At 63.6% G+C, this 23,338-nt stretch carries 22 protein-coding genes and 1 pseudogene; 13 read left to right on the top strand and 10 right to left on the bottom strand.

Translation table 11 applies throughout. The features are described 5' to 3' along the window. A pseudogene (locus tag L995_RS27825) lies at positions 1 to 302 on the top strand (hypothetical protein); the annotation flags it as partial. Positions 303 to 376: 74 nt separating this feature from the next. Here L995_RS27825 and L995_RS27820 read toward each other — a convergent pair. Then, a complete protein-coding gene (locus L995_RS27820; protein ID WP_047218928.1) occupies positions 377 to 1,309 on the bottom strand; it encodes an N-formylglutamate amidohydrolase in 933 nt (310 codons plus the stop codon). Positions 1,310 to 1,484: 175 nt separating this feature from the next. Continuing rightward, on the bottom strand, positions 1,485 to 2,453 hold the full coding sequence (locus L995_RS27815; RefSeq protein WP_026062916.1) for a Bug family tripartite tricarboxylate transporter substrate binding protein: 969 nt from the start codon (positions 2,451 to 2,453) through the stop codon (positions 1,485 to 1,487). Positions 2,454 to 2,562: 109 nt separating this feature from the next. On the opposite strand from L995_RS27815, the gene L995_RS27810 reads away from it, so the two are divergent. Continuing rightward, the gene (locus L995_RS27810) at positions 2,563 to 3,546 is read left to right on the top strand and encodes a LysR substrate-binding domain-containing protein (RefSeq protein WP_047474584.1); all 984 of its coding nucleotides are present in this window, start codon (positions 2,563 to 2,565) and stop codon (positions 3,544 to 3,546) included. Here L995_RS27810 and L995_RS27805 read toward each other — a convergent pair. The 3 genes from L995_RS27805 to L995_RS27795 form a co-directional block, all read right to left on the bottom strand. Next, entirely contained in the window at positions 3,530 to 5,026 is a 1,497-nt protein-coding gene (locus L995_RS27805) for a sensor histidine kinase (RefSeq protein ID WP_047326381.1), read from the bottom strand. The two genes, L995_RS27810 and L995_RS27805, sit on opposite strands and share 17 nt — an antisense overlap. Positions 5,027 to 5,121: 95 nt before the next feature. Then, a complete protein-coding gene (locus tag L995_RS27800) occupies positions 5,122 to 5,796 on the bottom strand; it encodes a response regulator (RefSeq protein WP_012202808.1) in 675 nt (224 codons plus the stop codon). Positions 5,797 to 5,896: 100 nt separating this feature from the next. Then, complete coding sequence (locus L995_RS27795; RefSeq protein WP_016449401.1) at positions 5,897 to 6,397, bottom strand: MarR family winged helix-turn-helix transcriptional regulator; 501 nt, start codon at positions 6,395 to 6,397, stop codon at positions 5,897 to 5,899. A gap of 147 nt (positions 6,398 to 6,544) precedes the next feature. On the opposite strand from L995_RS27795, the gene recA reads away from it, so the two are divergent. Both recA and recX read left to right on the top strand, forming a co-directional pair. Then, the gene (gene recA / locus L995_RS27790) at positions 6,545 to 7,648 is read left to right on the top strand and encodes a recombinase RecA (protein ID WP_016449400.1); all 1,104 of its coding nucleotides are present in this window, start codon (positions 6,545 to 6,547) and stop codon (positions 7,646 to 7,648) included. Between the two features lie 202 nt (positions 7,649 to 7,850). Then, complete coding sequence (recX, locus tag L995_RS27785) at positions 7,851 to 8,330, top strand: recombination regulator RecX (RefSeq protein ID WP_047474582.1); 480 nt, start codon at positions 7,851 to 7,853, stop codon at positions 8,328 to 8,330. Here recX and yddG read toward each other — a convergent pair. From yddG to argC, 3 genes are read right to left on the bottom strand one after another with little or no spacing between them, the layout of a single operon-like run. Beyond that, positions 8,327 to 9,247 (bottom strand): aromatic amino acid DMT transporter YddG, encoded by a 921-nt coding sequence (gene yddG / locus L995_RS27780; RefSeq protein ID WP_047474580.1) that lies wholly within the window; start codon positions 9,245 to 9,247, stop codon positions 8,327 to 8,329. The genes recX and yddG overlap by 4 nt on opposite strands. Before the next feature lie 22 nt (positions 9,248 to 9,269). Continuing rightward, on the bottom strand, positions 9,270 to 11,129 hold the full coding sequence (locus L995_RS27775) for a hypothetical protein (RefSeq protein ID WP_151019365.1): 1,860 nt from the start codon (positions 11,127 to 11,129) through the stop codon (positions 9,270 to 9,272). Positions 11,130 to 11,149: 20 nt separating this feature from the next. Then, positions 11,150 to 12,082, bottom strand: a complete 933-nt coding sequence (gene argC, locus L995_RS27770; RefSeq protein WP_047474578.1) for an N-acetyl-gamma-glutamyl-phosphate reductase — start codon at positions 12,080 to 12,082, stop codon at positions 11,150 to 11,152. Positions 12,083 to 12,517: 435 nt separating this feature from the next. Between argC and sucC the strand changes: the two genes are divergently transcribed. The 8 genes from sucC (at position 12,518) to L995_RS33575 (ending at position 20,676) form a co-directional block, all read left to right on the top strand. Next, complete coding sequence (gene sucC / locus L995_RS27765; RefSeq protein WP_016449395.1) at positions 12,518 to 13,678, top strand: ADP-forming succinate--CoA ligase subunit beta; 1,161 nt, start codon at positions 12,518 to 12,520, stop codon at positions 13,676 to 13,678. 20 nt (positions 13,679 to 13,698) lie between these two features. After that, positions 13,699 to 14,592: a succinate--CoA ligase subunit alpha gene (gene sucD / locus L995_RS27760; RefSeq protein ID WP_016449394.1), complete on the top strand. Its 894-nt coding sequence runs from the start codon at positions 13,699 to 13,701 to the stop codon at positions 14,590 to 14,592. A gap of 165 nt (positions 14,593 to 14,757) precedes the next feature. Further along, positions 14,758 to 15,450 carry a TerC family protein gene (locus tag L995_RS27755; protein WP_016449393.1) on the top strand — a complete coding sequence of 231 codons (693 nt, stop codon included), beginning with the start codon at positions 14,758 to 14,760 and terminating at the stop codon, positions 15,448 to 15,450. A gap of 294 nt (positions 15,451 to 15,744) precedes the next feature. Further along, the gene (locus tag L995_RS27750) at positions 15,745 to 16,527 is read left to right on the top strand and encodes a PP2C family protein-serine/threonine phosphatase (protein ID WP_047474588.1); all 783 of its coding nucleotides are present in this window, start codon (positions 15,745 to 15,747) and stop codon (positions 16,525 to 16,527) included. Between the two features lie 248 nt (positions 16,528 to 16,775). After that, positions 16,776 to 17,489, top strand: a complete 714-nt coding sequence (locus L995_RS27745) for an FHA domain-containing protein (protein WP_047474576.1) — start codon at positions 16,776 to 16,778, stop codon at positions 17,487 to 17,489. 223 nt (positions 17,490 to 17,712) lie between these two features. Continuing rightward, positions 17,713 to 18,318 carry a pilin gene (locus L995_RS34750; RefSeq protein ID WP_034366228.1) on the top strand — a complete coding sequence of 202 codons (606 nt, stop codon included), beginning with the start codon at positions 17,713 to 17,715 and terminating at the stop codon, positions 18,316 to 18,318. A gap of 135 nt (positions 18,319 to 18,453) precedes the next feature. After that, positions 18,454 to 19,257 (top strand): TfpX/TfpZ family type IV pilin accessory protein, encoded by an 804-nt coding sequence (gene tfpZ, locus L995_RS32515; protein ID WP_231574548.1) that lies wholly within the window; start codon positions 18,454 to 18,456, stop codon positions 19,255 to 19,257. A gap of 12 nt (positions 19,258 to 19,269) precedes the next feature. Continuing rightward, positions 19,270 to 20,676, top strand: a complete 1,407-nt coding sequence (locus tag L995_RS33575) for a sulfatase-like hydrolase/transferase (protein ID WP_156136149.1) — start codon at positions 19,270 to 19,272, stop codon at positions 20,674 to 20,676. A gap of 2 nt (positions 20,677 to 20,678) precedes the next feature. Here L995_RS33575 and moaC read toward each other — a convergent pair whose 3' ends face one another. Next, a complete protein-coding gene (moaC, locus tag L995_RS27735) occupies positions 20,679 to 21,179 on the bottom strand; it encodes a cyclic pyranopterin monophosphate synthase MoaC (protein ID WP_034366225.1) in 501 nt (166 codons plus the stop codon). Between the two features lie 156 nt (positions 21,180 to 21,335). Between moaC and L995_RS27730 the strand changes: the two genes are divergently transcribed. Further along, the gene (locus L995_RS27730) at positions 21,336 to 22,961 is read left to right on the top strand and encodes a M48 family metalloprotease (RefSeq protein WP_047474573.1); all 1,626 of its coding nucleotides are present in this window, start codon (positions 21,336 to 21,338) and stop codon (positions 22,959 to 22,961) included. Here L995_RS27730 and L995_RS27725 read toward each other — a convergent pair. After that, entirely contained in the window at positions 22,935 to 23,282 is a 348-nt protein-coding gene (locus L995_RS27725; RefSeq protein ID WP_012202791.1) for a phage holin family protein, read from the bottom strand. The two genes, L995_RS27730 and L995_RS27725, sit on opposite strands and share 27 nt — an antisense overlap. Positions 23,283 to 23,338 lie beyond the last annotated feature (56 nt).

Genomic DNA, 23,338 nt, shown 5'->3' with positions numbered 1-23,338 from the left:
TCGCGGCCACGCTGACCGGCCTGTTCTCGTGGACCGAGGTGGCCAAGGATTTCATGTGGATGGCCCCGGGCGGTGCGCTGGAGCCGGGCCTGTCGCTGGGCCGCTTTTCCACCGAGGAAGCGGCCACGCGCGAGCTGACCAACTTCGCGCGCCAGGGCGTGCGCACGGCCCGCGTGGTGCAGGAGCGCCCCGACATCACGCTCTACACCCTGCGCCTGCCCCAGGCCACGGCCGCACTGCGCAGCCAGGTCGAGGCCATGGGCGGCAAGGCCTTCGAGGGCAAGCCGTTCAAACCCTGCTGAACCCGTTGGGCACGCCATGCGAAAAGGCCCGCGATCACAGGATCGCGGGCCTTTTTCATTTCAGCCGCCGCGGGTCAGAGCGCGCGCGGGTCGGTGGCCATGAGCTGCTCGACCAATACCTTCAGATCGGTGGTCAGGCGCAGGTAGCCGGCCTGGTCCAGTTCCAGGGTCTGCTCGTTCATGTAGAGCTTGCGGTTGATCTCGATCTGGATGCTGTGGCGGTGCTCGGCAGGCTTGCCGTAGCGGCGCACCAGCTCCACGCCCTTGTAGGGATGGTTGTAGTCCACGCTGTAGCCGCGCTCGCGCAGGAAGGCGCAGATGCGCTCGGACAGCGCGGGGCTGGCCGTGCTGCCGTCGCGGTCGCCGATGACGAAGTCGGCATGCACCAGGCCCGGGTGCAGCGTGGCATGGCTGGCGGCGACGGAAGGCATGGAATGGCAGTTGATGTGGATGCTGTAGCCATGGCGTGCATGGGCGGCGTCAATGGCGCGCTCCACGGCGGCGTGGTAGGGCTTCCAGCAGCGCTCGATGCGCTGCAGCAGCTCGGAGGCCGGCAACTGGCGGTCGTAGATGGGCACGCCCTCGTCGGTGAACTTCCAGATCAGGCCCTTGCCCAGGCGCACCTTCTGCAGCACGACCTGGTCGGTGGTGACGGGCAGCGGCCAGTCGCCTTCGATCATGGTGGTGTCGATCTCGGTGGTGTCGCGGTTGGCATCCAGGTAGATGCGCGGGAAATGCGCCTCCACCCAGCCCACGCCCATGCCTGGCGCAAAGGCATAGATCTTCTCCACATGCGTGTCCTCGGCCTGGCGCAGCGTGGCCAGCGGCAGGCAGGAGCCGAAGTCCTGCGGGTAGACCGTGCCGCTGTGCGGCGAGTCCAGCACCACGGCGCTGGTGCCGGCCACGCTGGTCACCATGGGCTGCGCGGCATCGGCCGCGCCGGAGCCTGCCGCGCCGGGCAGGGATTGCAGGAAGTTCTGACTGATCAGTCGCAGGACGGGATGCATGAGGAAGTGGTCTATCTCGGTTACGCATTGCACCGCTGCGCTGCGGCCAGCCCGCCATGAAACTGGCGCGTCCCAGGCCAGGGACGCCGAGCAAGGGCCGCCCCGCAGCGAGGGCGTCGTCCCCCTCCCGCGAAGCGAGAGAGGGGGAAGGCGCAAAGCGCCTCAGGGGGAGCCTTTAATCCAGCTGGATCTGGGCCGTGGCGGCAATCTTCTTCATCTTGGCCACTTCGCTGGCGATCTGCTTGGTGAAAGCATCGCTGCTGGTGCCGGAGATGTACAGGCCCTGGGCAGCCATGCGCTTTTGCACGGCCGGGTCCTTGAGCGCGGCCGCGATGGCCTTTTGCACGCGGGCGATCTGCTCGGGCGGCGTGCTCTTGGGGGCCACGAGGCCGAACCAGGAAGGATCGTTCAGGTCGGCGTGGCCGGCTTCGGCGTAGGTCTGCACATCGGGCAGCACGTCCAGGCGCTCATGCCAGGACACGGCCAGGGCCTTGACCTTGCCGCCCTTGATGTGGGGCAGCGAGGACGCGACCTGGTCGAAATACACGGGCACCTGGCCGCCGAGCACGTCGTTGATGGCCGGGCCTGCACCACGGTAGGGAATGTGCTGCATCTCGGTGCCCGTGCTCTTCATGAACTGGGCGCCCCACATGTGGCCGATGGTGCCGTTGCCGGGCGTGGCGAAGCTGACCTTGCCGGGGTTGGCCTTCAGGTACTTCACGAACTCGGCAAAGTTGTTGGCAGGCACCAGCTTGGGGTTGATCACGATCACGCCGGGTGCCTTGACGATCTCGGTCACGCCGACGAAGTCGTTGATGGCGTCATAGGGCAGCTTCTTGAACACGGCGGGGTTCACGCCATGGGTGGACAGCGTGGCAATGCCGAAGGTCACGCCGTCGGTGGCACGCGCCACTTCGGCCATGCCGATGGAGCCGCCAGCGCCGGCCTTGTTCTCGATCACCACGGCCTGGCCACCCAGCAGCTTGGGCAGCACGTCCTGCATGTTGCGCGGGACCATGTCGGTGGAACCGCCAGCAGGGAACGGAACGACGATGCGCAGGGGACGGGTGGTTTCCTGGGCGAAGGACATTCCAGGAACGACAGAAGAAGCGGCGATGGAAGCAAGGAAATGGCGTCGTTGCATAGGATCTTTCTTACAAACAAGGTCAGATTAAAAGAAATCTGCTCACAAAAAAAGCAAATACTGTGCCTGTTAATATTCCGAACAGGAATAGTTTCATCATATCCCTGTCATGAGTTTGCGCCGCCTCAACCCGCCCATACATCTGCTGCGCGCCTTCTCCACCGTGGTGCGCTTCGGAGGTGTCTCGCGCGCGGCCGAAGCCTTGCACCTGACGCAAAGCGCAGTCAGCAAGCAGATCCAGGAACTGGAGAAGTGGGTGGGCGTGTCGCTGTTCGAACGCGAGCGCAAGCGGCTGAGCCTGACACCCGCGGGCGAGCGTTATGAGCGCGCAGTGCGCGCCCTGCTGGGCCAACTGGAGGCAGCCACTCTCGAACTCATCACCAGCGATGACAGCCGAGGCGCGCTGCACCTGTCATCGCTGCCGACTTTCGCTGCCAAGTGGCTGATCCCCAGGCTGCCCCAGTTCCAGCAGCGCTATCCACAGATCACCCTGCACTTTGTACCCTACGTACACAGCTACCAATTTGACAGTCCGGGGCTGGACTGCGCGATTTTGTTCGGTGACGGGCACTGGAGCGGCGCGCACGCCCACTATCTGGTGGGCCGCCAGGTCGCGTTGATCGCGCCGCCGCGCGGCTCCGGCCCCGAGGCCCGCATCACCACGCCCCAGGACGTGGCGCGCTGCACGCGGCTGCGCCATGTGACGATTCCCGACGCCTGGGCGCGCTGGAGCGAGGCCCACGGCATCCACGGCATCAGCCCGCTGGCAGGCCCGCAGTTCGACCAGTTCCAGACCATCATCCGCGCCGTCATGGCGGGCATGGGCATCGCCCTGGTGCCGCGCTGCCTGGTGCAGGACGAGATTGCCGCCGGCCTGGTGAACGAGCCCCTGCCCCAGCACGGCTACCAGAGTGCCCTGGGCTACTGGCTGTGCTATCCGGCCGACCGCGCCAACCACGGCACACTGGGCATCTTCCGCAACTGGTTGGTGGACCATGCAGCGCAGACGCCCGGACGGGTGGCGGTGGCGCCTGTGGCCCCCGATGAATCGCCGGCAGATGGGGAACCGGTGCCGCCTACGCCGCAGGCTTAGGCGGCGGCGAGCGCAGTGCCGTGAAGCGCACGCTGAAGCGCGCACCCGGCGGCTGCTGGCCCGGATGCGCATCTTCCAGCACCACCTGGCCGCCATGCTGGCGCGCAATCTCCAGCACGATGGGCAGGCCCAGGCCCGAGCCATCGGCCTCCGAGCCCAGCACGCGGTAGAACGGCTGGAACACCAGCTCGCGCTCGGCCTCGGGCACGCCCGGCCCCGAATCCTCCACCTGCAGCAGCAGGACCTGACCAAAAGGATCGGCCAGCACACGCACGGTGACCATGCCCGGCCGGCTGCTGGTGGAAGGCGTGTAGTTGATGGCGTTGTCCACGAGGTTGCGCACCAGCTCGGTCAGCAGCGTGGCATTGCCCTGCAGCCAGACGCCGGCGGCCGAGGACTCGGCGCCGTCATAGCCCAGGTCCACATGCTTGTCCATGGCGCGCGGCAGGCAGTCGCGCACCACGTCGGTGACGATGCGCACCAGGTTGCACGGCTGCATGGCCAGGCCCCGCCCCAGGCCCGCGCTCTCGGCACGCGCCAGCGCCAGCAACTGGTTGACGGTGTGCGTGGCACGGATGCTGGAGCGCGCGATCTGGGCCAGGGACTGACGCAGCTCGCCCGTACTCACGCCTTCGCGCTGGGCCAGTTCGGCCTGCATGCGCAGCCCGGCCAGCGGCGTCTTGAGCTGGTGGGCCGCGTCGGCCAGGAAGCGCTTTTGCGTGGCCAGCGAGTCGCCCAGGCGGCCCAGCAGGTCATTGACCGAATCCACCAGCGGCACGACTTCCAGCGGCACGTCCTTGTGGTTGATGGGCGAAAGGTCCTCGGGCCGGCGCGCGCGGATGCGCTCCTCCAGCCGGTGCAGCGGCTTGATGCCGCGCGCCAGCGCCAGCCACACCAGCAGCGCGGCCAGCGGCAGGATGACGAACTGCGGCAGCATCACGCCCTTGATGATTTCCGTGGCCAGCACGCTGCGCTTTTCGCGCGTCTCGGCCACCTGAACCAGGGCCTGCGGTTCGCCCGGCAGGGGCATGCGCACCCAGACATGGGCCACGCGCAGATCGATGCCGCGAAATTCCGCATCGCGCAGCTGCACGGTGCCGCCGGACGGCAAGCCTGGAGGCGCCGCGCCAGTCAGAGCCTCGTCGGGCTCGGGCGGCGGCGGCAGGTCGCGCTCGCCGGCCAGGTATTCGCCCTTCACGCCCAGCACCTGGAAATACACGGTGTCCGACTCGTCGGCACGCAGGATCTCGCTGGCCGACTGCGGCAGGTTGAACAGCACCTTGCCGTGCTGCACCATCACCAGCTGGGCCAGCGCCTGGGCGTTGTATTCCAGCGCGCGGTCGAAGGGTTTGTTGGCCAGGCCCTGGGCCACCAGCCAGGTCAGCGCCAGGCTCACGGGCCACAGCAGCAGCAGCGGCGTGAGCATCCAGTCAAGGATCTCGCCGAACAGGGAGCGCTGTTCACGCTGGAAGATTTTCATCGGCGGGCAGCCCCTTACGACGGGTTCACGGCCCCGCGGCAACCACCACTATGCGCAGGCAAGCCAACCCGGGCCTGACAGCCACGGCTGCGGCCTCAGGACGCGATCTTCTCAAGGCAGTAGCCCAGGCCGCGCACGGTGGCGATACGGATGGGGCCGCGCTCTATCTTCTTGCGCAGCCGGTGGATGTAGACCTCGATGGCGTTGTTGCTGACTTCGTCGCCCCACTCGCACAGGCGCTCGACCAACTGGTCCTTGCTGACCAGCCGGCCGGCCCGCTGCAGCAGCACTTCCAGCAGGCCCAGCTCGCGCGCCGACAGCTCGACCATCTTGCCGTCGATGGTGGCCACGCGGCCGGCCTGGTCGTAGACCAGCGGGCCGTGCTTGATGGTGCTGCTGGCGCCGCCCATACCGCGCCGCGTGAGGGCGCGCACGCGCGCCTCCAGCTCGGACAGCGCAAACGGCTTGGCCATGTAGTCGTCGGCACCGTAGTCCAGCCCCTGCACGCGCTCTTCCACGCTGTCGGCCGCCGTGAGGATGAGCACCGGCAGCGCATCGCCGCGGCCGCGCAGCTTCTTGAGCACTTCGAGACCGTGCATCTTGGGCAGGCCCAGGTCCAGGATCAGCAAATCGAATTCGCTGCTGGTCATCAGCGCGGTGTCGGCCTCGCTGCCATTGGCCACATGGCTGACCACGGCGCCCGAGCCGCGCAGGCTGCGCAGCAGGCCATCGGCCAGGACCTGGTCGTCTTCGGCAATCAGAATGCGCATGGGGGATGTCTCCTGTAATGCAGGCGCGCTCTGGGAGTTGGAAATGCGCGCCTTTAATTCCCAGGATTCTAGGATGCGCCCCGCAGTGCGGGCAGGGACCTTACCCGAGTGAGCCGCCGCCCGCGTAGGCCTCCAGCCCCAGCGCCACCACGGTGGCGATGTCGTCGCCGACTTCCTCGCGGAATTCGGCCTCGGCCTGGGAGACGGCGTCATGGAAAGCCTGCAGCCAGGCCAGGCCCGCTGGCGTGAAGCGGATGCGGCGCGCGCGCGCATCGCGCTCGTCGCTCTCGCGCGTGACCAGGCCCCAGGCCTCGCACTGGGCCACCAGGTCGCCCATGGACTGCTTGGTCATGCCTGCGCGCTCTGCCAGGTCCGTCAGCCGGTCGCCAGCCAGCGACAGATGCCGCGTGATGTGGATATGGGCCGCCCCCACCTTGTCGCGCGCAGCGAGGTTGGACAGTGCCAGCGGCACCTCCACATCGCGCGCCATGAGCTGCAGCACACGCGCGTCGAACCGCCGCATGGCATGGCCCAGCAACCGGCCCAGGTGGGTCTGGCGCCAGGCGTCGGCGGGCGGCGTGACGGGGGAAAGCTCACTCATGGATGCATTGTGGAGGCAAATCCAACAAGTCAGGAAAACTGACTAAAAACACCAACAAATCAAGACAGCAAGCCCATAAACTACTGTTCAAGCATCCAGCCTGAATGCAAATACAGAGCTGAATCCATACCCAACCCAGGAGTCCGCATGAACACCGCCGTCACCACCGCCAACAGTGAAAAAGCCAAGGCCCTGCAGGCCGCACTCGCCCAGATCGAAAAGCAGTTCGGCAAGGGCACGATCATGCGCCTGGGTGAAGGCGAAGCCATCCAGGACATCCAGGTCGTCTCCACCGGCTCGCTGGGCCTGGACATCGCCCTGGGTGTGGGCGGCCTGCCCCGTGGCCGCGTGATCGAGATCTACGGCCCTGAATCCTCGGGCAAGACCACGCTGACGCTGCAGGTCATCGCCGAAATGCAAAAGCAGGGTGGCACCTGCGCCTTCATCGACGCAGAACACGCGCTGGACACCAGCTATGCCCAGAAGCTGGGCGTGAACCTCAACGAAGTGCTGATCAGCCAGCCCGACACCGGCGAGCAGGCCCTGGAAATCGTGGACAGCCTGGTGCGCTCGGGCGCCGTGGACATGATCGTCGTGGACTCGGTGGCCGCACTGACACCGCGCGCCGAAATCGAAGGCGAGATGGGCGACCAGCTGCCCGGCCTGCAGGCCCGCCTGATGAGCCAGGCGCTGCGCAAGCTGACCTCCACCATCAAGAAGACCAATTGCATGGTCATCTTCATCAACCAGATCCGCATGAAGATCGGCGTGATGTTCGGCAGCCCCGAAACCACCACGGGCGGCAATGCGCTGAAGTTCTACGCCTCGGTCCGCCTGGACATCCGCCGCACCGGCACCATCAAGAAGGGCGACGAAGCCATCGGCAACGAAACCAAGGTCAAGGTCGTCAAGAACAAGGTCTCGCCCCCGTTCAAGACCGCCGAGTTCGACATCCTCTTCGGCGAAGGCATCTCGCGCGAAGGTGAAATCCTGGACATGGGCGTCAACGCCAAGATCCTCGACAAGTCGGGGGCCTGGTACGCCTACAACGGCGAAAAGATCGGCCAGGGTCGCGACAACGCCCGCGAATTCCTGCGCGAGAACAGCGGCCTGGCCGTGGAGATCGAGAACAAGGTGCGCGACAGCCTGGGCATTGCCCTGCTGCCCACGGCCGGCGGCGATGCCCCCGAAGCCAAGGCCGCCAAGGGCGCCAAGGCCAAGGCCGACAAGGACGGCGTGATCGAAGCCTGAGCGCCCAGACCCCTCACAGCAGGCGCCGCCGCGCCTGCACACACTGTGTTTGCCATCTTGGCGCAGGCTCACGTCTGCGCCTTTTTTATCGCCGGGACGCCCCAAGGCAAAAAAGCGGCCCCCTTGGGAGGCAGCGGACCTTGCGCAGCAAGGGGAGCGTGGGGGCCTTTTTTATTCGGGATGATTCAGGAGACATTGCCGCATGGGATTCGCCAAGCTGTCGCTCAAGGGCCGGGCGCTCAAGCTGCTGGGCCAGCGCGAACATTCACGGCTGGAGCTGGAACGCAAGCTCGCCCCCCATGTGGAGGAAGGCGAGGACCTGGGCGCCATGCTCGACGCGCTGGAGCAGCGCGGCTTCATCAGCGCCGAGCGCGTGGCCGAGTCCGTGCTGCATCGCAAGGCCGCGCGCTTTGGCACATCGCGCGTGGTGCAGGAGCTGCGCAGCAAGGGGCTGGACGATGGCCTGGTGCGCGCCGCCGCAGAACAATTGCGCGCCACCGAACTGCAGCGCGCCCATGCCGTATGGCGCCAGCGCTTCGGCTCACCGCCGGCCACCCCGCAGGAACGCCTCAAGCAGATGCGCTTTCTGGCCGCGCGCGGCTTTGGCGGAGAAATAGCGAGCAAGGTGCTGCGCGGGCGCAGCGAAGACTGGGATGACGGAGCTGCAGACGAAGGCAACTAATCCACGCGCCGGGTTGCGCCCCAGCACACCAGCGACCCCACGGTCACCAGCGCCACGCCCTGCCAGAAGCCCCAGCCCGGCTGCACCTGCAGCCAGGCACTGGCCAGCAAGGCAGAGAACACGGGCGTGAAGTACGAGGCCGCCGCCATCACGGCCAGATGCCCGTGCTGTATGCCGTGCTCCCAGCAGCTGTAGCCCATGGCCGTGAGCCCGCCCACGCCCAGCAGCTGCAGCACCACGGTGCCTGACCAGTGCATGCCGCCTTCGCCACCCAGCCACAGCCACTTGATCCACAGCGCCAGCGCAGTCCAGATCAGGAACAACCCCACGGCATTGTGCCCCCCACCCCAGCGCCGAGCAGCCAGCGAATAGCAGGGCCACAGCAGGGCCGCGCCAAAGGCGAGTCCATAGGCCAGCGGATTGGCCAGCATGTGGTCTGCCATGTCATGCATCTGCAGGGACTCGCCGCCCAGCACGCGCGTCAGACCCCACAGGCACAGCAGCACGCCGGGCCACAGCCACCAGCGCGCATGCTGCTGGCGCAGCAGCACCGCCAAGACGATGGTCAGGCTGGGCCACAGGTAATTGATCAGCCCCAGCTCCAGTGCCTGGGCGCGGTCCTGCGCCAGACCGATCGCCAGCGACAGACAGATTTCATAGACCGCAAACAGCAGGCCGCAGCCCCAGAAGTAGGCCGGATGCATGGCCCGCCACTGCGACGGCCTGGGCAGGCCGCGCACGGCGGCCACGCACAAGGCGCTGACCGTATAGAGCATGGCAGCACCGCCCACGGCGCCCAGCGGCTCGGCCACCGAGCGCATCAGGCCCACGGTGCAGCTCCAGCACACCACGGCCAGCAGGCCGATGGCGGTGGCCCGGCCTGCGGCTGCAGGGGAACTGCTGTGCGCTGAAGACATGGGAAAGGCTGCGCGCGGCAGGTCAGTGCGGCTGCAGCACCTGGCGCAGCGAGCGGTAAAGCGCGTCCGAGCCGTGCGCGCGGTTGTCCGCATCGAAGGAGAACTCGTTGCTGGACTGCGTGCCGGTCGCGTCCTCGGGACGCGCCTCCATGAAGAAGGACAGGAAGCGCGCGCCCTGGCGGCGGTGCATGGTCAGCACTTTCTCCAGCCGCTGCGGCGACAGTGCCACCAGCGGATGGAACTCCGTCACGCCATAGGCCGTGTGGCCATAGCGGCGCAGCATCTGGCCGACCAGCGGCCCATAGGTGTCTTCGCCATACAGGCTGACACCCAGGGACAGCCCCGGCATGCGTTGCAGGCTGCGCTCCACGGCGTAGCGGCTGGCGTCCCAGCTCGGATTCGCATGGGGGTTGAGCTGGTGGGCAAAGCGAGGCACCCGGCCCAGGCAGCCGTGCCCGATGTGCTCGGAAAAGCCCTGGATATAGTCGGCCACCTGCTGCTCGCGAAAATCGTTCCAGTCCGTCACCAGCGGGTTGTAGAACAGCGCCAGCCGGTCCTGCGGGCTGTCCACCCAGAACTCCACACCATCGGGCAGCTTGCCGAAGTCAGGCAAGGCCTCGGCGGCATGGGGCCTGGGCTCGCCCTGGTGGCGGTCCATCACGGCGATCTGGCGCGTGGCCAGCAGGCCCAGGCTGCGCCCGCCGGCCTGCAGCACCACGTCGATGCGGTGCAGGCCCTCGCCCAGCGCCGGATAGCGGATGTCGGCACGCCAGCCCACATCGGGCGTGAGGAAATCAGGCTTGGCCTGGGCCACATCCTGGCGGTGCATGTGCACGGGGGCGTGCGAGTAGGGGCGCCCGTCCACGAAGACGGCCACGGCCAGTTGCTTTTGCAGCTTCGCGTCGGGCGAGTGGACCCAGCCGGACACCGGGACCGTGCCAGCCGCATAGCTGTCGATGTGCTGGAAGAAGTTCTGCAGCGGCTCGCTGCGGATGTTGCGCGACGGAGGCTCCACCGCATCGAAGCTGGCGAACTCCGACTTCAGATGGGCATTGAGCCGCGCAATGTCGCCATAGCGCTGGCGCAGGAATGCATGGAAGCCCGCCACGGATGCAGGGCTGTAGTCGGTGACCGCATAGCCTTCGGCCGCGAACCCCATGCCGGCCTCGAAACCCGGGAACAGCTGGTGCGTCTCGCCCAGCACGGTGAGCGCACGCAGCGGATGCATGGCGGCATCGCCCGCAGCGCACATGCGCTCGGCCAGGGCATCAACCACCAGCTTGCGCACGCGCGTGATTTCATTGTCCTGCCGCGCAACCGACCACGGGAAGATGCGCGCGCCCAGATAGGTGTCCAGCGGCAGCGGTCCCTTGGGCGTCCAGGCCAGATTGGCGGGATCGGCGGCCAGGCGCTCCTCGGCCTGGGAGTGCACCTCGAAATGCGTGGCGAACAGGTAGAGCACCACGGGCCGCTGCGCCTGCGCCACCGTGCGCACCACGCGGTCCAGCGCCTCGCCCCGGACTTCCCAGGCCCGGCCGTTCCACTGCACATAGCGCAGCAGAGGCACGCTGAGCGTATAGCCCAGCTCCAGCCCCTCGCCCTGCGGCCGGCCCAAGCGCTGCAGCGTGGCTTTCACCATTTCCGCGGCCGAGCCCTGAGGGCCCAGGCAACTGGCAGGCACCTGCTGGAATTCCTTGGGAAAATCCTCGCGCAGCCCGTCCTGCACCAGGCAGGCTTCCATATTGCCCAGCAGCGGACTCAGCAGCAGGCGCGATGAGGAAGGCAATGCCGGCCGCAGCTTCCAGGCGAACACAACGATCAGCAGACACAGCACGGCCAGGGCCAGTACATGGCCCCAGACCGGACCGCGCCGGCCCGGCAAGGACGGGGGCGCGGGGGGCCTCACAGGCCCAGCATGATCTGCAGGTTCTGCACGGCGGCGCCGCTGGCGCCCTTGCCCAGGTTGTCCAGACGGGCGATCAGCACGGCCTGGCGGTACTGCTCATTGGCGAACACACGCAGCTCCAGCTTGTTCGTGTCGGTCAGCGTATCGGCAGCCAGCTTCATGTCTTCGGTGGGCGGCAGCACCGACACCCATTGCTCGGGCGTGTTGGTCGCCGCGTAGTGGGCGGCCAGCGCATCGTGCAGATCGGCGGCCTTGGGCGCGCCCGGCAGCAGGTCCAGATGCAGGGGCAGTTGCACCAGCATGCCCTGGCGGAAATTGCCCACGGCAGGAATGAAGACCGGGCGGCGCGTCATGCCCGTGTAGTGCAGGATTTCGGGAATGTGCTTGTGCGACAGGCCCAGCGCATAGGCCTCGTAAGGCGCGGCCGTGCCGGCCTCGTAGGCTTCGATCATGCTGCGGCCGCCGCCCGAGTAGCCGGACACCGAGGGCAGGCTCAGCGGGTAGTCGGCTGGAATGAGGCCTGCCGCCACCAGCGGGTGCAGCAGTGCGATGGCGCCCGTGGCATAGCAGCCGGGGTTGGCCACGCGCGTGGCAGCCTTGACGGCTTCCAGCTGGCCCTTGCGCAGCTCGGGAAAGCCGTAGACCCAGCCCGGCGCCACGCGGTGGGCGGTGGAGGCATCGATGATCTTGATGGCGCGGCCGGTCTCGGCCTCGATGGCGTCGACCATGGCCACGGTTTCGCGCGCAGCGTCGTCATGCAGGCACAGGATGACCAGGTCCACGCCGGCGATCAGCGCACGCTTGGCAGCAGGATCCTTTCGCAGCTCGGGCGCAATGCTGACCAGCTCCACGCCGGACAGATCGACCAGACGCTCACGGATCTGCAGCCCTGTCGTGCCTGCTTCGCCATCGATAAAGACTTTTGCCATCGCTGTATTTCTCCTGCTGCGCGGCCCTCCTGGAGCCGCTGCGGCACCATTGCCGCGTTCCAGCTGCGGATTCTCACCGAAACCGGGTCCCCCTGCGCCCGTTGTCGCAAAACGGTTGGCAGCGGCGATCCAGGGCCGCTGACATGCGCCTGTTACAAACGGCGGGCAGGGCCGCCTGCAGATCCTCTATAAGACAAAAGAGCTGTGGCGTCTGGAGGAAATGTCGGGAAACCGTCTTTTCCCTGACATATCAATGCATTGCACAGTTCCTGGCATGCTGCTTGGCCCGCAGGAAATTGTGGATTCTGCGCATGGGGGCGTGTCGGATGGCGCAGTGCAGCATGGTACATTCGGCGATTGCCAGGTCACTCCGCCTTGAGGCAGCACCCCAGGGCTACCGGGTCAATCCCCCCCTATTTGTTTGAGAGAGACATCATGAAGATTCATGAATACCAAGGCAAGGACATCTTGCGTCAGTTTGGTGTGCCTGTACCTCGCGGTATCCCTGCGTTCACAGTGCAAGAGGCCGTCGAGGCCGCCCAGAAGCTCGGCGGCCCCGTGTGGGTCGTGAAGGCCCAGATCCACGCTGGTGGTCGCGGCAAGGGCGGCGGCGTGAAGGTTGCCAAGAGCATCGACGACGTCAAGGCACTGGCTGGCCAGATCCTGGGCATGCAGCTGGTAACGCACCAGACCGGCCCCGAAGGCCAGAAGGTCCGCCGCCTGTACATCGAAGACGGCGCCGACATCCAGAAGGAATACTACCTGTCGTGCGTGACCGACCGCGCCACGCAGAAGGTGGCCTTCATCGCTTCGAGCGAAGGCGGCATGGACATCGAGGAAGTGGCCCACTCCACGCCCGAGAAGATCATCACCATCTTCGTCGATCCCCTGGTCGGTCTGACCCAGGCCCAGGGCGAAGAGCTGGCCAAGGGCATCGGCATGCCTGCCGACTCCACTGCCCAGTTCATCGACATCTGCCAGAAGCTCTACAAGTGCTACATGGACACGGATGCCTCGCTGGTCGAGATCAACCCCCTGAACCGTGACAGCAAGGGCAATGTCATTGCCCTGGACGCCAAGTTCAACTTCGACGCCAACGCCCTGTTCCGCCTGCCCGAAATCGTGGCACTGCGCGACCTGGACGAAGAAGATCCCGCCGAAGTCGAAGCCTCCAAGTTCGATCTGGCCTACATCTCGCTGGACGGCAACATCGGCTGCCTGGTCAACGGTGCCGGCCTGGCCATGGCCACCATGGACACCATCAAGCTGTTCGGCGGCGAGCCGGCCAACTTCCTGGACGTGGGCGGCGGCGCCACCCCCGAGAAGGTCACCGAAGCCTTCAAGATCATGCTGAAGAACCCCAAGGTCGAAGGCATTCTGGTCAACATCTTCGGCGGCATCATGAAGTGCGACACCATCGCCACCGGCGTGATCACTGCCTGCAAGGCCGTGAACCTGCAAGTGCCCCTGGTCGTGCGCATGAAGGGCACGAACGAAGAACTGGGCAAGAAGATGCTGGCCGAGTCCGGCCTGCCCATCATCAGCGCCGACACCATGGCCGAAGCGGCCACGAAGATCGTCGAAGCCGTCAAGTAAGCAGGCCCGGAGAACACACCATGTCTATCTACATCAATAAAGACACCAAGGTCATCACCCAAGGCATCACGGGCAAGACGGGCCAGTTCCACACGGAAAAATGCATCGAGTACGCGAACGGCAAGAACTGCTTCGTGGCCGGTGTGAACCCCAAGAAGGCCGGCGAAAAGATCTTCGACGTGCCAATCTACGCCTCCGTCAAGGAAGCCGCACAAGGCACGGGCGCCACGGTCTCCGTGATCTACGTTCCCCCCGCAGGCGCTGCCGCCGCGATCTGGGAAGCCGTGGAAGCCGACCTGGACCTGGCCATCTGCATCACCGAAGGCATCCCCGTCCGTGACATGCTGGAAGTGCGCAACAAGATGCGCGCCAAGGAAGCTGCAGGCGGCAAGCGCACCCTGCTGCTGGGCCCCAACTGCCCCGGCCTGATCACGCCCGACGAGATCAAGATCGGCATCATGCCCGGCCACATCCACAAGAAGGGCCGCGTCGGCGTGGTCAGCCGCTCCGGCACGCTGACCTACGAAGCCGTGGCTCAGCTGACCGAACTGGGCATTGGCCAGTCGTCGGCCGTAGGCATCGGCGGTGACCCGATCAACGGCCTCAAGCACATCGACGTGATGAAGGCCTTCAACGACGATCCCGACACCGACGCCGTCATCATGATCGGCGAAATCGGCGGTCCCGACGAAGCCGAAGCTGCCCGCTGGTGCAAGGACAACATGAAAAAGCCCATCGTCGGCTTCATCGCTGGTGTCACCGCCCCTCCCGGCAAGCGCATGGGCCACGCCGGCGCGCTGATCTCCGGCGGCGCCGACACGGCCGACGCCAAGCTGGCCATCATGGAAGAGTGCGGTTTCGTCATCACCCGCAATCCCTCCGAAATGGGCCGCCTGCTCAAGGGCCTGATCTAAGCGGCACCGGTTCTGCGTGACATCCAGGGTTCGCCCCAGGAAGAAATTACGCAGAATTACGAATCGGTAAGGCGGCAAGTCCGCCCTACACTGACGACTCCAAAAAAGAAAAAGCGCCAGAGGCTACTGCCCTGGCGCTTTTCAACTCATAACAGCGGAGAAACCATGGAATACCTGCAAAGCGCCGATTTCTGGATCGGCCTGTTGAAGATCGTCTGGATCAACATCATCCTGTCTGGCGACAACGCCGTCGTCATCGCCCTCGCAGCACGCTCGCTGCCTCCCGCACAGCAAAAGAAAGCCGTCATGTTCGGCTCCGGCGCCGCCGTGGTGCTGCGGATCATCCTGACCGTGGTCGCGGCAAAGCTGCTGGAGCTGTCGTTCCTGCAGATCGTGGGCGGCTGCCTGCTGCTGTGGATCGGCCTGCAGCTGCTGACCGGCGAAGAAGATGATGAAGGCGAATCCAAGGGCCATGGCAGCATGATGGTCGCCATCCGCACCATCCTGATCGCCGACCTGGTGATGAGCCTGGACAACGTGATCGCCGTGGCCGCCACTGCGCAGGGCAACATGGTCCTGCTGATCCTGGGCCTGGCCATCAGCATCCCGCTGGTGATCTTCGGCTCCACGCTGATGATCAAGCTCATGGAGCGCTTCCCCGTCATCATCACGCTGGGCGCCGCCCTGATCGGCTGGGTCGGCGGAGAAACCATCGTCAACGACCGCCTGCTGCACGGCTACGCCATCAGCCACCCCTGGCTGCACTATGTGGCGGCCGCAGCCGGCGCCGTGCTGGTCGTGGGCATTGGCAAGTTCCTGCAGGCTCGCTCCGGCGCAAAGCACGCAGCCCAGGCCTGACGCTGCCGCAGGCAGCACCGTCGCCGCATCACGAACGCACTGCCCCGGCAGTGCGTTTTTGCTTTGTGAGGACCCATCTTGATGTGGCGTCAAGCTGACGAGCCGTTGCGCCCGCGCATTCCGGGCACTTGCGCGCACTGTTTTCATTTACGCTGTGCACCGGTCTTCACCATTGCATCTGCACACCAGGGACTGATGGCACCACCGCCGAATCCGTCCTTTGCCACCATGCCCAGCGCCCCCAAAATCCCGGACCAACCCACCCGGCAGCAAGCTCCTGCCCAGTACTGCGCCATGGTTGCACGCACCGATGTGGGCCGGCGCCGTGACAACAACGAGGACGCCGTCACCATCCACCCCAGCGCCCAGCCCTGGCCCATTGCCGTGCTGGCCGATGGCATGGGCGGCTACAACGCCGGCGAAGTCGCCAGCGCCATGGCTATCAGCCTGGTATCCGTGGCGCTGCAAAGCACCACCACCGAGGCGCCCGTGGCCAACACGCCGCAGGCCCGCCAGGAATTGCAGCAGTCACTTGCCAATGCCCTGAACCTGGCCAACGCCGCCATCCTCACCGCCGCCCAGGAAACACCCGGCTGCCGCGGCATGGGCACCACCGTCATCGCAGCCGCTTTGCTGCCCGGCCTGCTGATGCTGGCCCACCTCGGCGACTCGCGGGCCTATGGATGGCGCGATGGCCAACTGCTGCGCCTGACCCGGGACCACACCTGGCTCCAGGAAGAAATCGATGCAGGCCGCATCCAGGACCACGAAGCCCGGCAGTCCGGCCTGGGCCACCTGCTCACCCAGGCCCTGGGCGTGACCCAGGACGTCACACCCGACTTCAATGAATGGCCGCTGCAGCCTGGCGACCGCATCCTGCTGTGCTCCGACGGCCTTACCGACATGCTCGATGACGACGCCATTGCCGCCCTGTTCAAGCAGTCCAGCCCGCTGCCCGTGCTGCTGACCTCGCTGCTCACGGCCGCCAATGAAGCAGGCGGAAACGACAACATCAGCGCAGCGCTCATCGAACTCCAGGCCAACCCGCCCTCTGCCGCCTGCGCTGCCATCGATTGAGCCCAGACAGAGCGCAGGGATCGACGGCAGAACCCATCCGATGGACGCGCTTGCGTACGCAGAAACCCCAGGTTCCAATTGTCAAAAATGATTGCACACCCAACAATCGGTCAAAGACAAGCCATAGCCTGTATCAAATACGATGACGGACTCCGGCGTGCCCGGGCCGCAGACATAATAGTTGGATAGACCCCAGCTCCGGATCACCCAGTGCAGTGCAAGCCGGGCATAACAAAGGAATTTTGAGCATGCCGACCCTGGTCATCTCCATCGACGGCGCCGTCATCAAGGAAGTGCAGCTGATCAAGGAGCGCACCACGCTGGGACGCCGCCCCTACAACGACATCGTCATCGACAACCTCGCGGTCAGCGGGGAGCATGCCGTGCTCAGCATCGTCGACGGTGCCGTCATCATCGAAGACCTGCGCAGCACCAATGGCACCTATGTCAACGGCCAGCCCATACTGCGCCAGACCCTGAACCACGGCGACCTGCTGGACATCGGCAAGTACAAGATCCGCTTCGTCCAGCAGCAGGCCAGCGCCTCCTCGCGCTCGGCCCTTGCCGCCATTGCCGCCGCCGTCGAGGCCACCCGCCCCGCCCCGCTGGCCGAAGCGGACCTGCCTTCGCAGTTCAGCTCGGAGACCCCTTCGGGCTTCGACCACACCCTGCCCCCCTCCATGGCCGGCCTGGCCACGCGCCAGGCCGCCATCCGCATGCTCAACGGCAACGCCGCCGGCCGCGAAGTCCCCCTGGTCAAGGTCGTCACCACCCTGGGCAAGCCCGGCGTGGCCGTGGCCTCCATCACCCAGAAGCACCACGGCTTCGTGCTGGCCCAGCTGGAAGGCGACGCCCCCAGCCTCAAGCTCAACGGCCAGGAAATCGGCCGCCGCGCTGCACCGCTGCAGCATGGCGACACGCTGGAACTCGCTGGCACCCAGATGCAGTTCCTGGTGGCCTGAAGGACCGGCTTGATCTACTGACAAGCTACGCCAATGCATTTTTAGCAAGCTCACCATCCTTGACAAAAATGTCACGCAACTTGGATCAATTTGTCAGAGAATGCGCATCAACCGTGTAAGTTGCAACCAAACCCTACATTGCAAGGACCTTCGGTCCCTCCAGCACAGCTGGCACGGCTCTTGCTCGACAGAGCATGCAATCAACCCCTATGAGGAGAAGTTCATGAAGCGTTCCATCCAGCAAGGTTTTACCTTGATCGAATTGATGATCGTCGTGGCGATCATCGGCATTTTGGCAGCCGTTGCGCTGCCGGCTTATCAGGATTACACGGTGCGCTCGCGTATCACTGAAGGCCTCGGCCTTGCACAGCCAGCCCGTTCTGGCTTGGCTACCGACGGAGTTGCCAGCCTGAATGACTATCAACGTTTTGTTGCTACATGGAACGCACAAGCAGGCGGCACGGGCGCAAATTCCAAGTTTGTAAACGCTGTGTTCTTCAGCGACAACGGCACTTCTGCTCTTGCTGGCTCGTCCGCCACTGGTGCTGCAGCTGAACATATCGCAATTCGCTACAATGCGGCCAATGTCGGCAGCCTGGGTAGCCGCGTTTTGCTGCAACTGTATCCTCGTATGCGCACAGGCACTGCAAGTGAAGCTGCCGTAACTCTGCCGACCGCATGGGCTGCGGGTAAATCTGGTGCTCTTGACTGGGCTTGTGTTGGCGAGACTGCGACGACTGCTTTGTCCACTGGTCGCCGTCTGGGCGGTGGTTTCACACCTCTCGACATCGGCGTTCTGGCAAAGTACTCCCCTGCTGAATGCCGCTGATATCGAAATATTTTTCGATAGATAAAAAGGAGCGCTTTGCGCTCCTTTTTTTATCAAAAACAGATATTTTTGCATTTTTTACAAATTACAAACCGCGAAGATGCAAGGAAATAGATTTCCTTGCCTCGCAATGCTGTGGCCCAGCATTCTACATATTTTAAATCACACACAATTGTGGACAGTAGAGTAAAAAGCGCTTTGCGTGCAGCAAGCTTGCATCTCCTTGCTAGTTCAGCTATTGCAACAGGTATTGCCTTTTTGGTATTTTGGCTGTGGTTTCCTTTCCCCTACCGCGAGCTGGTTGGCGGCAGGAGCCTTTTCTTGCTGATCATTGGTGTAGATGTCATATGCGGCCCAGCACTCACTGCCATTGTTTTCAATCCTCGCAAGCCTCGACGCGAACTTATTCAGGATCTGAGCCTGGTCATGATACTCCAGCTGGCAGCACTGATCTATGGCCTTTTCACCTTGAGCCAGGCCAGGCCGGTATATACAGTTTTTGAGACAGATCGTTTTCGAGTCATCACTGCAGCAGATATCTCACCAGAAAAACTACAACCCAGACAAGGTGGATTACAGGTTCTGCCATGGATGGGTCCCCGGATCATCGGCACAAGAACACCCCAAGGAGGACAGGAATTTCTGGAAAGCCTTGATTTATCTTTGGCCGGAATCGATCCATCCATGCGACCCGATTGGTGGCAGCCTTATGAAATGAGCAAGGCAGCGGTGCTGGAGAGGGCCAAGAATGTGGAATTACTGAGGAATAAGCATCCCACCCAACATCAATTGATTGATCAAGCGATCAGAGACAGCGGGCTTTCGGAACAATATCTGGCATGGCTGCCATTGACCAGTTTTCGAAGCCTGGAATGGGTTGCCTTCATTGATTCCCGAACAGCCGAAATAAAATCCTTTGCGCCTGTCGATGGATTCTAACCATCATGAGCCATGATTCTCCAAAACCTCAAGAATATCATTCAAACCATTGATGCACCGAAATGGCTACTCCTTGCAATATTTATTGCATTGAATGGATTGTTTCAATGGATATCCATACACTTTGGCTATAAGAGATATTTCATCAGCGCGGAGATATTTCTATCCTTCTTTCTCGTGGCGATTGGCTTCAAGTGGATCGGATCAGCCGCCTTCATATTTTCTATTTCTCAGGAAATATTCCTGGGAATGACAAAAGTATTTTACCTTTTCAACTATTCACAGATAAGCACGATTACAAGCTTTGCCTTTGAGGCCAAGCCTTCCTACTTGGCAGCATTGGCTGTCTGCTCCGGAATAATAGCACTACTATTCATCAAATCCATCAAGCTTCTGGAATCAATCAATTGGAAGCGTGTGTTCACCACAGGTATATTACTGGCCTTGCTCCAAGGGGCATTTTCATTTCGTGAAGGAAACTTCACCCATCCCTCATACCTTGATCGCAGTGACCTCATTTTTGGCAGTTCTTCCTATTTCATAGGAAATTTGCAGGCATTGAACGAGCAGGCGTTCTTCCTCACCAGCAATGACAATGTGGAGTTTCACAAGATAACCCAGCCTTCCGCAGCGTCTCTCTCCCTTTCCGGGCCCCTGCCCGACAAAATACTTCTCATAATTGCTGAATCCTGGGGAAAACCAAAAGACAATTCCATATTGGAAAAACAGATTACAGCGATAACATCCAACCCTCACTCATCCCATATTCAAACTGGAAGTATACACGCCGTAGGCTCCACCATATTCGGCGAATTTCGCGAGCTGTGCGGAAAGATTCCCACAAAACTGAAATTCAAGAACATATCCAGCGACGAAAATTCAGTCGGAGAATGCCTTCCCGCATTGCTTCACTCCAAAGGCTACAAAACGGTATCGTTGCACGGCGCCCACAGCACCATGTATGGACGACTGGAATGGTATCCAGTAGTCGGATTTCACGAAATGATATTCAAGGAAATTCTTCCAATATCCCGAAAGACAGAATGCTATTCATTCCCTGGATATTGTGACAAGTACCTTTTCAGCATAGCAAAAGAGAAACTCTCATCAGCACCGAAGACATTTGTCTACTGGATGACACTTAATTCACACACCCCTTATGATGAGAGAGATGTAAGCAATTTCCGCGAGAGCATCTGCAAGCTGGCATTTGGAGAAATATACGAATCTCAACTGTGCACCTACCATCAATTGCACACTCAATTCTTTGAAGAATTATCAGAAATGATCAACGACAAGAAAATGCACGGGGTCAAGGTGGTCGTCGTGGGAGATCATGCCCCCATCTTCAATAGCGAATCAGCCCGCATGCAATTTGAAGCCGATCAGGTTCCCATGCTTCAGTTCACCGTCCAGTAGGTTTATATCGTTGACTTGATTACTGCATGAGCGGCATTCAAACTTCCTGACTTGCCCCCTCGCTTCTCCACGACCCTCACCCCCTCCATCACCATGCCCTTGTCCACCGCCTTGCACATGTCGTAGACCGTGAGCAGGGCGACCTGAACAGCGGTGAGCGCCTCCATCTCCACGCCCGTGGGCCCCACCGTTTCCACCGTGGCCATGCAGCGGACGGCAGATGCCTCGGCCAACAGCTCAAACTCCACAGCCACCCGCGTCAACGCCAGCGGATGGCACAGCGGAATCAGGTCACTGGTCTTCTTGGCGGCCATGATGCCGGCGATGCGCGCAATGCCCAGCACGTCGCCCTTCTTGGCGGTGCCGCTCTGGATGATGGCCAGGGTGGCGGGCTGCATGGTGATGCGGCCTTCGGCGACCGCGATGCGGTGGGTGGCAGGCTTGGCGCCGACATCGACCATGTGGGCCTGGCCCTGGGCGTCGAAATGGGTGAGGGAAGACATGGCACAACTCCAAAAAATGCACGGGCCGGTCTACGGCAGACCTGACACGCTGGTCAGTCCTGCCGTGAACGTTCGGCGAACCGAGGCATCATAGTGGGGTGTTCCACCGCCCGGCATCAAGGTGCAGGGCCCGGCCTTCTGGCCTCCTACCTGCCCATGCGCCCATCACGCCTGAAGACACGTTTCGCCGTTGGCCTGCAGTTGCTGGCCGCGTCCCTCACCATCGCAACGCATGCCCCCGCACAGGCCCAGTTGCGCCTGCCAACGCTGGGCGACGGCGCAGCCACGACTACCAGTGACGAGCGGCGCCTGGGTGACCGCATCATCCGCTCGCTGTACCGCGATCCGGACTACATTGACGATGCGGTACTGCAGGAGTATGTGGAAGGCATCTGGCAGCACCTGGTCGATGCGGCGCGCACGCGGGGCGAGCTGTCGGACGAGCTGGAAGAGCGCTTTGCCTGGGAGATCCTGCTGGGGCGGGACCGCTCGGTCAACGCCTTTGCGCTGCCCGGCGGCTATCTGGGAGTGCACCTGGGACTGATCGGCGTGGTCAGCACGCGCGACGAACTGGCTTCGGTGCTGGCGCATGAATTGAGCCACGTCACCCAGCGCCACATTGCGCGGCTCATTGCCCAGCAGGGCAAGCAGACGCCGCTGATGATCGGCTCGATGATCCTGGGCGCCCTGGCCGCCAGCCGCAGCCCGGATGCCGCCATGGCGATGATGATGGGCGGCCAGGCGCTGGCCGTGCAGAACCAGCTGAACTTCTCTCGCGACATGGAGCGCGAGGCCGACCGCATGGGTTATGGCTTGATGGCGCCTGCGGGCTTTGCGCCGCAGGGCTTTGTCACCATGTTCGACAAGCTGCAGCAGGCCAATAGGCTCAATGACAACGGCAGCTGGCCCTATCTGCGCAGCCATCCGCTGACCACGGAGCGCATGGCCGACATGCATTCACGCCTGCCGCGCGGCGTTGCGCCCGCGCCCGCCCCTTCCCTGGAACACGTGATGATGGCCGCACGGGCCCGCGTGCTGTCGCGCCCGGGCGTGGACGTGCTGCGCCAGTGGGCCGAGCTGCCGCGCTCCACCAGCTTTGGCAGCCAAACCCCGACCCAGCAGGTGGCACAGTTGTATGCCGCCACACTGAGCGCCGTGCAATTGCGCGATTGGGCCGAGGCGCGGGAAATGTCCGGGCGCCTTCAAGCGGCCACGGCCGCCGATCCCGGCGCCCTGCGGCAGGCCAAGCTGCTGCAGGCCGAACTGGAGCTGACAGCCGGCAAGCCCGGCGCCGCGTTGCAGGCGTTGCCACCGCTCTACCTGCCTGCAGCCGCACCTGCCCAGGCCAGTCCCACGGAATCCGTTCCCGCCAAGACAACGGAAAGCGGCCCCAGCCTGGCCACCGTCAATGTGATCGAAAACCGCGCCGTGCGCAGGCCGGAATTGCTGATGCGCACGCAGATCCTGCTGCGCGAGCAGGGCGCCGCCAGCATGGCAGGCCCGCTGCAGACCTGGGTGACGGACCACCCGCGCGATGCCAGCGCCTGGCAATTGCTGGCCCAGGTTCAGCGCTCTCAGGGCCAGGAGCTGCGCGCGCTGCGCGCCGAGGCCGAGGCCCAGGTCGCGCACTACGACTATGCGGCCGCGGTGGATCGCTTCAAGGCAGCGCAGGAACTGGCCCGCAAGGGCGGGCCCAAGGTGGATTTCATTGAAGCCTCCATCGTGGACACGCGGCTGCGTGCCGTGGAGGAGCTGCTAAGGGAACAGGCGCGCGAGAAGTGACTCGATGGCCAGGCCCAGCAGCGAGTAGATGAGCGCGCCCAGCATGGCCGCCCAAAAGCCCGCGACATGAAAGCCGCTGAGCAGGCCCGAGGCTGCCCAGAACATCAGTCCGTTGACCACGAAGAGAAACAGCCCGACCGTCACGATGGTCACGGGCAGCGTCAGCACCACGAGGATGGGCCGCAGCACCGCGTTGAGCAGGCCGATGACCAGCGCCGCGATCATGGCCGAACTGAAGCTGTTGACCTGCACGCCGCCATAGAGATAGGCCACGACCAGCAGGGCACCGGCGCTGAGCAGCCATTTGATCAGGATTTTCATGCGGGCAGCATAGCAGCAGCCGGCAGATCCGGGTTGAGGCGGCGCACTGGGAACCG

It is taken from the genome of Delftia sp. ZNC0008 (assembly GCF_000799035.1).
Lineage (GTDB): Bacteria > Pseudomonadota > Gammaproteobacteria > Burkholderiales > Burkholderiaceae_C > Comamonas > Comamonas tsuruhatensis.
Note: the sequence above shows the minus strand (reverse complement) of the source record. Positions and strands in the feature narration are given on the sequence as shown.

Bases quoted from the DNA above. Each gene is read 5' to 3' on its own strand.
- L995_RS34750 (WP_034366228.1), top strand. From the start codon at position 17,713: ATGAAGCGTTCCATCCAGCAAGGTTTTACCTTGATCGAATTGATGATC.
- sucC (WP_016449395.1), top strand. From the start codon at position 12,518: ATGAAGATTCATGAATACCAAGGCAAGGACATCTTGCGTCAGTTTGGT.
- argC (WP_047474578.1), bottom strand. From the start codon at position 12,082: ATGGCAAAAGTCTTTATCGATGGCGAAGCAGGCACGACAGGGCTGCAG.
- L995_RS27725 (WP_012202791.1), bottom strand. From the start codon at position 23,282: ATGAAAATCCTGATCAAATGGCTGCTCAGCGCCGGTGCCCTGCTGGTC.
- L995_RS27795 (WP_016449401.1), bottom strand. From the start codon at position 6,397: ATGAGTGAGCTTTCCCCCGTCACGCCGCCCGCCGACGCCTGGCGCCAG.
- L995_RS27810 (WP_047474584.1), top strand. From the start codon at position 2,563: ATGAGTTTGCGCCGCCTCAACCCGCCCATACATCTGCTGCGCGCCTTC.
- L995_RS27730 (WP_047474573.1), top strand. From the start codon at position 21,336: ATGCGCCCATCACGCCTGAAGACACGTTTCGCCGTTGGCCTGCAGTTG.
- L995_RS27820 (WP_047218928.1), bottom strand. From the start codon at position 1,309: ATGCATCCCGTCCTGCGACTGATCAGTCAGAACTTCCTGCAATCCCTG.
- L995_RS27800 (WP_012202808.1), bottom strand. From the start codon at position 5,796: ATGCGCATTCTGATTGCCGAAGACGACCAGGTCCTGGCCGATGGCCTG.
- L995_RS27815 (WP_026062916.1), bottom strand. From the start codon at position 2,453: ATGCAACGACGCCATTTCCTTGCTTCCATCGCCGCTTCTTCTGTCGTT.
- L995_RS27805 (WP_047326381.1), bottom strand. From the start codon at position 5,026: ATGAAAATCTTCCAGCGTGAACAGCGCTCCCTGTTCGGCGAGATCCTT.
- moaC (WP_034366225.1), bottom strand. From the start codon at position 21,179: ATGTCTTCCCTCACCCATTTCGACGCCCAGGGCCAGGCCCACATGGTC.
- yddG (WP_047474580.1), bottom strand. From the start codon at position 9,247: ATGTCTTCAGCGCACAGCAGTTCCCCTGCAGCCGCAGGCCGGGCCACC.
- L995_RS27750 (WP_047474588.1), top strand. From the start codon at position 15,745: ATGGTTGCACGCACCGATGTGGGCCGGCGCCGTGACAACAACGAGGAC.
- L995_RS27755 (WP_016449393.1), top strand. From the start codon at position 14,758: ATGGAATACCTGCAAAGCGCCGATTTCTGGATCGGCCTGTTGAAGATC.
- L995_RS33575 (WP_156136149.1), top strand. From the start codon at position 19,270: ATGATTCTCCAAAACCTCAAGAATATCATTCAAACCATTGATGCACCG.
- L995_RS27745 (WP_047474576.1), top strand. From the start codon at position 16,776: ATGCCGACCCTGGTCATCTCCATCGACGGCGCCGTCATCAAGGAAGTG.
- sucD (WP_016449394.1), top strand. From the start codon at position 13,699: ATGTCTATCTACATCAATAAAGACACCAAGGTCATCACCCAAGGCATC.
- recX (WP_047474582.1), top strand. From the start codon at position 7,851: ATGGGATTCGCCAAGCTGTCGCTCAAGGGCCGGGCGCTCAAGCTGCTG.
- recA (WP_016449400.1), top strand. From the start codon at position 6,545: ATGAACACCGCCGTCACCACCGCCAACAGTGAAAAAGCCAAGGCCCTG.